This is a genomic window from Faecalibacterium sp. DFI.5.82 (assembly GCF_029076575.1).
Taxonomy (GTDB): Bacteria; Bacillota; Clostridia; order Oscillospirales; family Ruminococcaceae; genus Faecalibacterium; species Faecalibacterium duncaniae.
In genome coordinates, this window is the sequence record NZ_JARFIS010000008.1 from 1 (window position 1) to 12,550 (window position 12,550).

Consider the following 12,550-nt stretch of genomic DNA (forward strand, 5'->3'; position numbering starts at 1 on the left):
ATCGCTTGCGTCCTGTGTGAATTACTTTGTTTGGAATTGTTTAACGTGTTTTTCCAACACGAAAATAGGTTCCGTTACAAGTTTTTCGATATTGTTCAATTTTCAAGGTCCTGTGCGCCTCAGCCTTGCGGCTGACGGCTCGATTATTTTACCACAGATGTGATTTTTTGTCAAGCACTTTTTTTCAGAAGCTTTTCGATCTTTTCGAACTTGTGACTCGTTTTTCAACGTATCCATATTGGTTCTTTCGCTTTGCTTCCGCCGCTTTCAGAAGTCATTCTTTCCGGCGGCCCTTGGCGCTCAAGTATAATACCATATCCCGGGGCTTCTGTCAACACTTTTTGACATCTTTTTTCCCAATTATTTGCAGGGGATAAAATTCCTCTGTTCTCCCTATAACAATGCTTGCTCCTTTCTTGACAAGGCGGCGGGCAGAACGTATCATGGAGTCATCCCGTATCCTGTATGAGATAGCTATACTTTAATATAAAGGAGAAGCGCCATGTCCTGTGTTCCTGTCCGCGGCTGCCGTATCGGCGAAGGCCGCCCCAAAGTCATTCTGCCCATTGTAGAACGCACTGAAGCTGCGATCCTGGAAAAAGCCGCTGCGTTTTCCACACTGTGCGCCGATTGTGTGGAATGGCGTGTCGATCTGTTTGAAGCAGCCGCCGACCCCGGGGCAGTGGTGCGCTGCCTGGCAAAGCTGCGGGTTCTCTTAAAGGAAAAGCTGCTGCTTGTGACCCTGCGCACGAAGGAAGAGGGCGGCAGCATACCTGTCAGCCATGAGGGATACCTCCGTTTTCTCCGCACCATTCTGGATACCGATTGCGCCGACCTCATTGATATCGAGTTCTTCACCGCAGGCACAGACCTTCCCGCACTGGTTCAGGACGCGCACACCGCCGGGGTCAAGGTCGTGTGCTCCAGCCACGACTTCCACAAGACCCCGCCCAAGGCCGAGATGGTCTCCCGGATGGTGGCCATGCAGCAGGCGGGGGCCGACCTGCCCAAGCTGGCCGTGATGCCCCAGAGCCGTGCCGATGTGCTGGAGCTGCTGGCCGCCACCGCCGAGATGACCGACCACCACCCCGAAACGCCCGTCATCACCATGAGCATGGGCCCACTGGGAGCCGTGAGCCGCCTTTGCGGCGAGGCCTTTGGCTCTGCCATGACCTTTGCCAATCCCGGCACGGCCAGCGCCCCCGGTCAGGTGGGGCTGGATGTGGTCAATGCTGTATTGGACAGCCTGCGGCTCAGCTAATCTATCAATACACAGCGTCCCCGGAGAGCGATTTGCCTTCCGGGGGCGCTTTCTGTTTTATTCTGTTTCTATTTCTCGCACGATCTTCTGAAAGCAGAAGTACGGGATCACGGTTCCGGCCACAAAGGAAGCGGGCCAGCCAAGCCAGACCACATCCAGATTCCGCATTCCCCATGCGCCCACAGCCACCACCGCAATTTTTGTAATGAGCTGCATCACGCCGCCCATCAGTGCCTGATTTGCCTTGTCAACACCCCGGAGCACCTGCTGATACACCTGCATCACACCGGCCAGGATCCCCGGCACCGCCGTGATCAGCAGAAACCGCTGCACCACAGTCAGGATCTCCGCAGACGGTTCTGCGAGGAACAGCCCTGCCATCTGGCGGCCGCAGAGCAGCAGAAACACTCCCAGCACAGTGCTGACCACCAGAGACAGCTGCAGGGAGGCCCGTACCCCTTGCCGGATGCGCTGCGGCTTGCCGGCTCCGTGGTTCTGGGAGGCATAGACGCTAAGGGAGGAGCCGATGGTCTCCACCGGCATCAGGGCCAGCGTTCCGATGCGGCTGGCGGCAGTGTAGGCCGCCATGGTGGCCTCGCCGAACAGATTGACGGCACTCTGTGCCACCAGATTGCCCAGATTGTTGAAGGCAGACTGCACCGCAATGGGAATGGCCAGCACCGTGATCTGCCGCAACAGCTTTCCATGGAGCCGGAGGTCCTGCCGCCGCATCCGCATCATGGGATATTTGTGGAACAGCAGCACCGCCGCCACCACCGCCGACAAGGCCTGCGCCAGTGCCGTGGCCCAGGCAGACCCGGCCACTCCCCAGCGGAACACAGCCACAAACAGCACGTCCAGGCCAATATTGCTCAGAACGGAGACGATCAGGCAGTACAGCGCTGTCTGGCTGTCTCCCAAACCCCGGAATGCGCTGGAAAACAGATAATACATCAGGGGGCAGATCATAGTGATGAAACTGATCTCCAGATAGGCAGTGGCTTCCTGCAGGGGACCTTCCGGGGTTCCCATCCACCGCAGGATGGTACCGGAGAAGGTCAGGCCCATCACCATCATCCCCGCCGACAGGAACAGCCCCAGATACAGGCTGTTCACAAAGGCCCTCCGCATCAGCTCCTCGTTCTTTTGGCCAAAGTACCGGCTGATGATGATCCCCACGCCCACATTGATGCCGATCATCAGAGCTGCCAGCAGCAGGATCACCGGCATGGTGCTGCCCACCGCCGCAAGGGCGGTCTGCCCGAGATACCGCCCCACCACGATGCTGTCAGTAATGGAGTAGACCTGATTCAGCAGGTTGCCCATCAATGTAGGAAAGGTAAAGGCCCACAGCAGGGAGATTGGCTTTCCCTCTGTCATATCCAGATTTTTCTTCATGCACATCCTCCTTTGCATCAAAAAAGCTCCTTCAGAATGCCCGCAAGCACGCAACCCCGGGTTCAGGGGGGTCCCTGTTTGCAGCACTCCAAAGGAGCCTTTGTTGATTTGATTTTTCTGATACCAGTGTACCACAGCGGCGCTGATTTGTCCAGCGCTCCGGGGTCAGTGGACAGAGGTGCGGACGAGGGCGCGCTTGAGGCGGGCCTGGGCCAGCTCATATTCGCGCTCATCCAGGTCCTTCCGGGCCAGGATCTCTTCGGCGCGCTTCTTGGAGGCCTCGGCGCGGGCCTGGTCGATCTCCTCGGCCCACTCCCAGGTGGTAGCGACCAGATGGACATCCCCGTTCAGCACGGTGAGCATCCCGCCCATGCAGGCGGCGCGGCGGCGCTGGCCGTCCGCGTCCACGATATGGGCTTCGCCCATACCCAGCGCGGTGCAGTAATCACCATGCTTTGCCAGAATGGCAAGGTCGCCGTCGATGGCACGGCAGACCACCCGTTCCGCCTGACCGTCAAAGGCACAGCCGTCCGGCGTGACCACCGTCAGATGAAAGGTCGTCATGGTTTACCCTTTCTTCGCCTTGGCGAACACATCGTCGATGGTGCCCGCGAACAGGAAGGCGCTCTCGGGCAGGTCATCGCACTCGCCGTTCAGGATCATCCTGAAGCCGCGCAGGGTCTCCTTCAGCGGCACATACTGACCGGGCATACCGGTAAACTGCTCTGCAACATGGAAGCTCTGGCTCAGGAAGCGCTGCACCTTGCGGGCGCGGCTGACGGTCAGCTTGTCCTCTTCGCTCAGCTCGTCCATGCCCATGATGGCAATGATATCCTGCAGCTCCTTGTAGCGCTGCAGCACCTTCTGAACATCGCGGGCGATCTCGTAGTGCTCCTGACCCACGACCTCGGGGCTGAGGATGCGGCTGGTGGAATCCAGCGGGTCCACAGCGGGGTAGATGCCCTGAGATGCAATGTCACGGCTCAGGACCGTGGTGGCATCCAGATGGGTGAAGGTGGTGGCAGGGGCCGGGTCGGTCAGGTCGTCGGCGGGAACGTAGACAGCCTGCACCGAGGTGATGGAACCCTTGCGGGTGGAGGTGATGCGCTCCTGCAGAGCGCCCATCTCAGTGGCCAGGGTGGGCTGGTAACCAACGGCAGAGGGCATACGGCCCAGCAGAGCCGAGACCTCAGAACCTGCCTGCGTGAAACGGAAGATGTTGTCGATGAAGAGCAGCACGTCCTGATTCTTGACATCGCGGAAGTACTCCGCCATGGTCAGGCCGGACAGGGCCACGCGCATACGGGCTCCGGGAGGCTCGTTCATCTGGCCGTAGACCAGAGCGGTCTTGTTGATAACGCCGCTCTCGGTCATTTCACCGTACAGGTCGTTGCCCTCACGGGTGCGCTCGCCAACGCCGGTGAACACCGAGTAGCCGTTGTGCTCGGTGGCAATGTTATAGATCAGCTCCTGGATCAGGACGGTCTTGCCGACACCGGCACCGCCGAACAGACCGATCTTGCCGCCCTTTGCGTAGGGGCAGATCAGGTCAACGACCTTGATGCCGGTCTCCAGGATCTCTGTGGTGGACTGCTGCTCCTCATAGCTGGGGGCAGGGCGGTGGATGGGCCAGTAGGCCTCCGGGGTGGGGGCAGGCTTATTGTCCACCGGCTCACCCAGCAGGTTGAACACGCGGCCCAGGCACTGGTCACCCACAGGCACCCGGATAGACTCGCCGGTGTCCACGGCATCCGTGCCGCGCACCAGGCCATCGGTGCTGCTCATGGCAATGCAGCGGGCCACATTGTCGCCGGTGAGCTGAGCGACCTCCACCACCAGCTTCCGGCCGTGGTTGTCGATCTCAATGGCGTTGAGCAGGTCCGGCAGCTCGCCATCCTTGAACTGGATGTCCAGCACCGGGCCGATGACCTGGATCACCTTGCCGATGTGTTTTTCGGACATAGGCTACAACTCCTTATCTTTCAATAATGCAAATGCTAAATTGCCAGCGTCCTCGCCCTCTCAGGCGCTCACGCGCCAGCTCCCCCAAAGGGGGAGCCTCTGGCGAAACCAGAAACTTTGCGCGGACTGCCAAGGCCTCTCCCTTTGGGAGAGGTGGCATTGCGCAAGCAATGACGGAGAGGGCAAGCCGCCTTAGATTTCTGCGCCTGCCACGATCTCGGTGATCTCCTGCGTGATGGCAGCCTGACGGGCGCGGTTGTAATACAGATTCAGATGGTCGATCATTTCGCCCGCGTTCTTGGTGGCGGCATCCATGGCGGTGCGGCGGGCGGCCAGCTCACTGGCCACGCTCTCGCACACGGCACCATAAACGATACCGGCCACATACTCGGGGATGATGGCGCGGAACACTTCCTCGCTGCTGGGCTTGTACAGGATCTGACTGCGGCGGGCAGCGGCCTTCTGCTCCTCGGTGGGCTCAATGGTCAGGGGCAGCACCTCCATGGTGACAGCGGTCTGGGTCATCATCGAGTCAAACCGAGTGTAGCAGAGTTTCACTGCGTCGTAATCACCCTTCAGGTAGCCCTCGGTGATCTTCCGGGAGAGGGCAAAGCACTCACCCACCGAGACATCCGCCGCCAGCAGCACCTCTTCGGTGAACAGGTCGGCTCCGTGGTGGGCAAAGTATTCCTGACTTCTTTTGCCAATGGGCAGCACCGTGACCGGGCCCTGCTGGGCCTCCGCCTGCTTGAGCACGTTGGAGTTATATCCGCCGGCCAGGCCGCGGTCGCCTGCAATGACGACCAGCAGGGTGCGTTTGATCTCTGCCCGGCGCAGGTAGGGGCTGCGGGCCCGGGGGTCTGCAGCCGCAATGCCGGTCAGCGTGTCGTGCAGCGTTTCAAAGTAGGGGCGGCTGTGTTCCACCCGCTCCTTGGCACGGCGCATTTTGGAGGAAGCCACCAGCTCCATGGCCTTGGTGATCTGCATGGTACTCTCTACGCTTTTGATGCGCAGCTTGATGTCCTTCATGGAACCTGCCATGCGTTACGCCTCCTTCCCTCAGTGCGCCTTGACGAAGCTCTCGGTGTAAGCGGACAGAACGCCCTTGAGTGCTTCCTCGGTGTCCTTGTCCAGATTGCCGGTGGTGCGGATGGTCTCCATCACAGCGGCACCGGCGGCATCATTCTCGAGATATTCGTACAGACCCTTTTCGTATTCGGCCACATCAGCCACCTTGACCTTGACCAGAAGATCATGGATGGTGGCATACAGGATCGCCACCTGCTTTTCCACGGGCACGGGGGCCGAGCGGTTCTGCTTGAGCACTTCCACGATGCGCTCGCCCTGTGCCAGACGGGCCTTGGTGTCTGCGTCCAGATCGGAACCGAACTGGGCAAAGGACTGCAGCTCGCGGTACTGGGAGTAGATCAGCTTCAGGGTGCCGGCCACCTTCTTCATGGCCTTGATCTGGGCGTTGCCGCCAACACGGGACACCGAGATGCCGGGGTTGACAGCGGGCATAACGCCCGAGTGGAACAGCTCCGTTTCCAGGAAGATCTGACCATCGGTGATGGAGATGACGTTGGTGGGGATGTAGGCCGAAACGTCACCCGCCTGGGTCTCGATGATGGGCAGAGCCGTCAGGCTGCCGCCGCCCAGCTCATTGGAGAGCTTGGCCGCGCGCTCCAGCAGACGGGAGTGCAGGTAGAAAACATCGCCGGGGTAAGCCTCACGTCCCGGGGGACGGCGGATCAGCAGCGAGAGGGCACGGTAGGCCACCGCGTGCTTGGAAAGGTCATCATAGATGATGAGGACATGCTTGCCCTGGTGCATGAAATATTCGCCCATGGCACAGCCGGAGTAGGGAGCGATATACTGCAGGGGGGACAGCTCGGAGGCCGTGGCGGACACCACGATGGTGTAGCTCATGGCACCGGCCTCGGTCAGGCTCTGCACCAGGTTTGCCACGGTGGAGCGCTTCTGACCGATGGCGACATAGATGCAGATGACATCCTTGCCCTTCTGGTTGATGATGGTATCCGATGCAATGGTGGTCTTGCCGGTCTGGCGGTCGCCGATGATCAGCTCACGCTGGCCGCGGCCGATGGGGATCATGGAGTCGATGGCCTTGATGCCGGTCTGCAGGGGTTCCTTGACCGGCTGGCGGTCGATGATGCCGGGGGCCGGGCTCTCGATGGCCCGGAACTCGGTGGTCTCAATGGGGCCTGCGCCGTCGATGGGCTGGCCCAGTGCATTGACCACGCGGCCGATCATTGCCTCACCCACGGGCACGGAAACGACCTTGCCGGTGCGCTTGACGGTGCTGCCTTCCTTGATGCCGACATCGGAGCCCAGCAGAACGATGGAGACCGTGTTTTCCTCCAGGTTCTGGGCCATACCGTATTCGCCGTTGTCAAACTGAAGCAGCTCACCTGCCATGCACTTTTCCAGGCCGCTGGCCCGGGCGATGCCGTCGCCTACCATGATGACCGTGCCGACTTCGCTCTGCTCGATGACATTCTCGTAGTGCTTGATCTGGGCACGGATGATCTTGGAGATCTCTTCAGGTTTCAGTTGCATTGTCTTGTATTCACCACTCAATTCTTAAAATCTTTCGGGTGGAAATTCGATGGATCACAGTGTCACGGAAGCGATATCCCTGCGCAGCGCCGCCAGACGGTTCTGAACCGTGCCGTCCAGCTCGGTGCCCTCGATATCCAGCCGGATGCCGCCCAGCACAGCCGGATCGACCTTTGTTTTCAGGTCGATGGTCTTGCCGGTGAGCTTCTCCAGCTTTTCGTGCAGGCTCTTCACCTGCTGCTCCGTCATTGCCACTGCAGTGGTTGCCGCTGCTTCCAGAATACCGTGTGCCTGATTGTAGCGCACCCGGTAGGCCCGGGCGCAGCCGGGCAGCTCCCGCAGGGTGCCCTTCTCGCACAGGATCTTCAAAAAGTTCAGCACATAGAGGTGGACCCGATCCCGCAGCGCTTCGTCCAGCAGGCCGCAGCGCTCCTTTTTGGGGATGCTGGGGGTGCTGAGCAGATGCAGGTACTCCGGGCTTGCCTTAAAAAGCGCCACGGCCTCGTCCAGCTCGCCCAGAATGCGGGTCTCCAGCCCTTCCTCCGCTGCCAGGTCATACAGGCTTCCGCCGTACATCCTTGCTGTCTCGGTCATGATGCTTCACCCACGTTTTTGATAAATTCGTCGATCAGGTCCTTGTGGTCGGCTTCCTTGATCTCACGCTCGACCACCTTGGAGGCGATCTCCATGGCCATGCCGCCGATCTCGTCCTTTGCCTCGTTCACAGCCTTCTTGCGCTCCTGCGCAATGTCAGCCTCCGCCTTCTGCTTCAGGGCAGCGGCCTGTGCACGGGCCTCGCCCACGATCTCTTCACCGCGGGCGGTGGCCGTTTTCTGGGCACGGGCAACGATCTGGTTGGCCTCGGCGCGGGCATTCTGCAGGTTCTGCTCGTACTCCGCTTTCATGGCCTCAGCCTCCGTGCGCAGCTTTGCAGCATCGGCGATCTGGCTGTCCGCCTTGGCCTTGCGCTCGGCGATCACCTTTTTGACCGGATTCAGCAGGAACTTTTTGAAGATGAGCAGCTGGATCATCAGGTTGCAGATCTGGGCCAGAAAGGTCCAGCCGTCCAGCGTGATCAACGCCTGGTACAGTTCCATAAGCGTCTCCTTTCGTTCTTTTGTAAAAGGTTCCGCTTATGCCAGGAACTTCATAAACATGCCGGGTGCCAGGAAGATCAGCAGCAGGCCGGTAACAAAGCCGTAAATACCGGTGGTCTCGGAAAGTGCAACGCCCAGGATCAGGGTGCTGGTCACGTCGCTCTTGCACTCAGGCTGGCGGCCCACGGCCTCACAGGCAGCGGCGGCAGCGTTGCCTTCGCCGATACCGGGGCCGATACCTGCGATCAGTGCGCAGCCTGCGCCGATGCCGCAGCCTGCCAGGGCGATACCACGAGCAAGGTACTGAAAGTCAGTCATAAGTTTTGTCCTCCAAAAAAGTTTTTGTTTTGGGAGATGCCGTTGTGAGGGCTTAGTCCTCACCGGCAGCACGTTTGATGAAAATTGCGGTCAGGGTACAGAAGATGAACGCCTGAATGCAGCCGCCGAACCAGTCGAAATACAGGCCCGTAAAGGCCGGGATGCCGATCTGGAACAGCTGGATCTGGCTCAGGAAGCCGGGCAGCCAGCCGAAGATGACATGGCTCAGGCTTGCCAGCGCCCAGTACAGCAGTGTGGAAATGACAGTACCGGACAGGATGTTGCCAAAGTGACGGAATGCCATGCTGACGGGGGTCGAGATCTCCGACAGCACATTGATGGGTGCCATGATGAAGATCGGGTCCAGCAGGCCCTTCAGATAGGAAAAGATGCCGTTGGTCTTGATCTTGTAGTACATGATCAGCACAAACACCACAATGGCCCACGCAGCCTCGGTGTTCAGGTCGGCCGTGGGGCTCCACAGGCCAATGACACTGATAAGGTTGCAGCCGATGCTCAGAGCGAAGATCGAGCCGATCAGGGGGATATACTTGTCAAAGTGATACCCCATGTTGTCGTGCACGAACTGTTCCAGCCGCTCCACGATGAACTCGGCCGCAGCCTGCCGCTTTGAGACATTTTCCAGCTTGAGGTTGCTGCCCAGCCAGATGGCCAGGCCCGAAAGCAGCGCCATGACGATCCAGGTAGTGACTAGGGTCTGGGTGATCTTGAGATCGCCCAGCAGGGGGATATCGGTATGGATGGTATACAGGATCTTTGCGCCGTTCAGTTCCATTTGTTACGTTTCACCCCCTTCGTCACGGGGTGCAGCCTCCGGCTCCGGGGCGGGTTCGGGGTCGTCCTCCACAGAGACATCCACCGAGGGCCCGGCCGGTGCAAGTGGCTTGTACTTGCCGGTTATTTGCAGGTAGTAGATTGTAACACGCGGGAACAGCAAGGGCAGAACGCTGGCAAAGGGCTGGAAGCAGGGTGCCCCGATGGACACGATGATCCACACCGCCTGCAAAAGCATTCTGACGTTGTAGGAAGCTTGTAATGTGGCTTTGCGCCGCTTCTCATCCTGCTCGTCGATGACCTTCTGACACACGATGCAGATGCCCGCAAAGTTGCCGATGGCCACAGCCGCGCCGATGAGACTGCCCAGAACGACAGTGTAATCAAATTTCACCCAGCCAACCAGGTGCAGCGCCGCAAAGGCCACCCACAGGGCAGCGGTGCAGATGGCCGTGCCGCAGGCGATGCGCGTCAGCTCCTTTTTGGATTCCGGCTGTAGTTTCATAAAGGGAAACCTCCTGTGATGTTTACTGATGTGAGTTGAACCCCACCCGCTTCGGTTTTTCCTTTTTGGCGCGGTCCAGGTGCTCCTTGGCAAAATACCAGAAGTTCTGCGCCCCGGAGGCAAGGCCCAGCAGGATGGCCGGCAGGAACACCCATTCCGGCCAGCTCCAACTGTTCACCGCCCACCAGGCACCGCCCAGGCACATGACCAGCGGCAGCAGCATATTCAGGCCCAGCTGGGTCAGCCAGACAAGATCTTCCAGCGCCTTGTACCAGCCCTTCATGCGGTGTCGCCCTCCCTCTGTGCGCAGGCCCGAAACAGCAGCCCGCCGCACCCTTTCGCAATGGTTTCGCTCCGGTAAAGAAGCTCATATGGATAGTATAATTCAATTCACTGAACTTTTCAATCAATTTTCCACCGATTTTTGGTAAAACTTCATAGTTCGTTCACACTAACGCCATAATTGTACGTCCACGGTGGAGTATGTCCGTCTCCGGCAGCATCCATACCAAAAATATGATAGGTTTCTTGTGCAAAACACAAAAAACCGCCCAGCTCATTTGAGAGCCGGGCGGCGGTTATCCTGGAAGTACGGGGTCAGCTGTCCTTGCGCTTGATCCACACCTGCGTACCGTAGAAGGGATTGGCAGTGCCAAGGCACAGGCCCTGGTCGGTGGTGGCGAATACCCGCAGACCATGGTTGTAGGGGTCTCCAAAACCGTCCACGGTGATGGTCTGAAAGTTCACGCCGTCCTCCGAAACATACAGGTCAAAGCCCTGCTTTGCCTTGCGCATGTAGTTGAGCAGCCGGATGGCACTGGCGATGTTGCTGACCGTGATATTCTCGAACACGAATTTGTAGGAAAACTTGATGGTCTGGGCCAGTGTGTCGGGGTTCCCGTTGCCATCGGGGTCCGTCGCCTGCAGTGCCTTCATCAGGGTCTTGAGGTATTCCCACTGGGTCTTCCACTGCGCAGGGGTGCGCGTCAGCAGGTTGCCGTTGACGAACTGACCAACGCACTCCAGCATGCTGCTGGTGTCAAAGGTACCCACATACAGCTTGCCATCGTACACCTGCATCCGCCAGATGTACTGGTTCTCGTTGCGCCCAAAGCCGGACTTTAAACCAGAAAGGCTGCCGTTGGGGAACATCTTGGTGGCATTGCCCACCACAAGCTCCATATTCTCGTCCCTGTCCATACGGTACAGGTTCACCGACTGTTCCAGATTGGCGTTGATGAACCGGCAGTCCAGTCCGCCGCCAAACTGACCGTCGGCGTTCTTGCCGGTCTTGGCAAAGAGGATGCGCTCCAGTGCGATCTCTTCGTCGTTGTACTCACCAATATAGAGGTGGTCGTTGTACACGATCAGGTTCGCCGCACCGGAGCGAGTGCGTTCCGGGTCGATACCGAAGGTATAGCGGGCACCATCTTTTTCCTGATCGCCTGCCACGGGTGTCCATGTGAAGGTGCCGTCAGGGTTCTGGTCGCCCCGCACCAGTGCAAAGGACTGCATGGTGTTGTCGTCCGGCATATTGTCCTCGGTGCCGGTGCAGATGGAAACATACAGGCGGCCGTTGAACTCAGCCATATCCCAGATGCTGCCGCCGTAGATGCTGTCGGCGTAGTGATAGGCGGGGTAGTTGAACAGGCTGTCGGAATCCGCGATCTGGGTAAAGCCCTTTTCCGGGTCGGAGGAGATCAGCAGGGCGGCGCTGCTCTTGCCGGTGGCGGCATCCATGGTCACGTTGCTGATGACCAGCTGATCCTTGTAGACACACATACCGCGGATGCCCACAGAGATGCCCTGCTGGTAGGCTGCAGCATAATCCTGCACGCTGTTCAGACCGATATACACCGGCTTGCACTCGTCGGTGGCCGGGTCCACCTGCCAGATGCTGGGCAGAAAGCCGATGCCGCCGCCGCCCACACTGCCGCAGAAGTACAGCTTGCCGTGATACTCCAATGCGTTGCGGAACAGGGGTGTGTAACCGTTATAGGAGCCGGACATCAACAGCTTGGTCTCGCCGGTCTTGGTGTTGATCTTCACCAGCACGCCCTTGGGCCGGCCGCCATCCTCCTCGGTCAGAAAGAAGGTGCCGTTGTAAAGGGCATCAAAGGTGGCGGCAAGCACCTTGTCGTCGTATTCGTCGCCCAGACTGCTCTTCATCAGGGAGAGGGTGTTGCCGATGGCGGCGTAGCAGGTGCCCACATACAGCCAGTCGCCGTAGCCGACCGCCGACCATGCGTAGTTCTGACCCCGGTCACCGGCGTTGTAGGCGGCATCCTCCGGGTCAGTCACAACCGCCACCGCACCGTCTCCCAGATAATCCACGATGCCGTCTGCGGTTTTGACATCCTTTTCCGGGTGGGTGATCTTTTCAAATGTCTGGTCGTCCTTGCTGTAAAGGAAAGTATTGCTTTCGTCAAGAGATTCCAGAGTGGTCAGTTCCTGCCAGCCATCGGCCTGCCCGACCGCCTCCGTGCCTTCCGCCGACACCAGAAGCTGCACCGGCAGAGCGGACAGCATCGCTGCTGCCAGCACGCCGCTGATGACACGTTTCCAGTTCATATCGTTCTCCTTATCTACTCTGCCATTTCTTCAAAAATACAAAAAACTGTCAATGTTTTTCAT

The 12,550-nt window shown here is 59.1% G+C and carries 13 protein-coding genes; 1 reads left to right on the forward strand and 12 read right to left on the reverse strand.

Translation table 11 applies throughout. The features are described 5' to 3' along the window. Positions 1 to 502: 502 nt before the first annotated feature. Entirely contained in the window at positions 503 to 1,261 is a 759-nt protein-coding gene (gene aroD, locus P0G09_RS10225) for a type I 3-dehydroquinate dehydratase (protein WP_275252602.1), read from the forward strand. A gap of 57 nt (positions 1,262 to 1,318) precedes the next feature. Here the strand turns inward: aroD and P0G09_RS10230 are convergent, their stop codons facing one another. From P0G09_RS10230 to P0G09_RS10285, 12 genes are all read right to left on the reverse strand, one after another. Further along, complete coding sequence (locus tag P0G09_RS10230) at positions 1,319 to 2,659, reverse strand: MATE family efflux transporter (protein WP_275252603.1); 1,341 nt, start codon at positions 2,657 to 2,659, stop codon at positions 1,319 to 1,321. Positions 2,660 to 2,824: 165 nt separating this feature from the next. Then, positions 2,825 to 3,223: an ATP synthase F1 subunit epsilon gene (atpC, locus tag P0G09_RS10235; RefSeq protein ID WP_005930258.1), complete on the reverse strand. Its 399-nt coding sequence runs from the start codon at positions 3,221 to 3,223 to the stop codon at positions 2,825 to 2,827. A 3-nt stretch (positions 3,224 to 3,226) separates the two neighbouring features. Continuing rightward, positions 3,227 to 4,621 carry a F0F1 ATP synthase subunit beta gene (atpD, locus tag P0G09_RS10240; protein ID WP_097769725.1) on the reverse strand — a complete coding sequence of 465 codons (1,395 nt, stop codon included), beginning with the start codon at positions 4,619 to 4,621 and terminating at the stop codon, positions 3,227 to 3,229. A gap of 192 nt (positions 4,622 to 4,813) precedes the next feature. Beyond that, the gene (gene atpG, locus P0G09_RS10245; protein WP_098923798.1) at positions 4,814 to 5,662 is read right to left on the reverse strand and encodes an ATP synthase F1 subunit gamma; all 849 of its coding nucleotides are present in this window, start codon (positions 5,660 to 5,662) and stop codon (positions 4,814 to 4,816) included. An 18-nt stretch (positions 5,663 to 5,680) separates the two neighbouring features. After that, positions 5,681 to 7,201: a F0F1 ATP synthase subunit alpha gene (gene atpA / locus P0G09_RS10250; protein WP_005930269.1), complete on the reverse strand. Its 1,521-nt coding sequence runs from the start codon at positions 7,199 to 7,201 to the stop codon at positions 5,681 to 5,683. A 54-nt stretch (positions 7,202 to 7,255) separates the two neighbouring features. Beyond that, entirely contained in the window at positions 7,256 to 7,795 is a 540-nt protein-coding gene (atpH, locus tag P0G09_RS10255; protein WP_005930273.1) for an ATP synthase F1 subunit delta, read from the reverse strand. Beyond that, positions 7,792 to 8,298 carry a F0F1 ATP synthase subunit B gene (gene atpF, locus P0G09_RS10260; protein ID WP_005930275.1) on the reverse strand — a complete coding sequence of 169 codons (507 nt, stop codon included), beginning with the start codon at positions 8,296 to 8,298 and terminating at the stop codon, positions 7,792 to 7,794. The genes atpH and atpF overlap by 4 nt, the downstream gene beginning before the upstream one ends. Before the next feature lie 36 nt (positions 8,299 to 8,334). Beyond that, positions 8,335 to 8,616, reverse strand: coding sequence for an ATP synthase F0 subunit C (gene atpE / locus P0G09_RS10265; protein ID WP_005930278.1), 282 nt, complete (start codon positions 8,614 to 8,616; stop codon positions 8,335 to 8,337). A 52-nt stretch (positions 8,617 to 8,668) separates the two neighbouring features. Then, positions 8,669 to 9,412, reverse strand: a complete 744-nt coding sequence (locus tag P0G09_RS10270) for a F0F1 ATP synthase subunit A (RefSeq protein WP_156068626.1) — start codon at positions 9,410 to 9,412, stop codon at positions 8,669 to 8,671. Between the two features lie 3 nt (positions 9,413 to 9,415). Next, on the reverse strand, positions 9,416 to 9,916 hold the full coding sequence (locus tag P0G09_RS10275) for an ATP synthase subunit I (RefSeq protein ID WP_097772972.1): 501 nt from the start codon (positions 9,914 to 9,916) through the stop codon (positions 9,416 to 9,418). 22 nt (positions 9,917 to 9,938) lie between these two features. Then, positions 9,939 to 10,199, reverse strand: a complete 261-nt coding sequence (locus P0G09_RS10280; RefSeq protein ID WP_005930287.1) for an AtpZ/AtpI family protein — start codon at positions 10,197 to 10,199, stop codon at positions 9,939 to 9,941. Positions 10,200 to 10,513: 314 nt separating this feature from the next. Next, entirely contained in the window at positions 10,514 to 12,487 is a 1,974-nt protein-coding gene (locus P0G09_RS10285) for a hypothetical protein (protein ID WP_275252604.1), read from the reverse strand. Between the last annotated feature and the right edge of the window lie 63 nt (positions 12,488 to 12,550).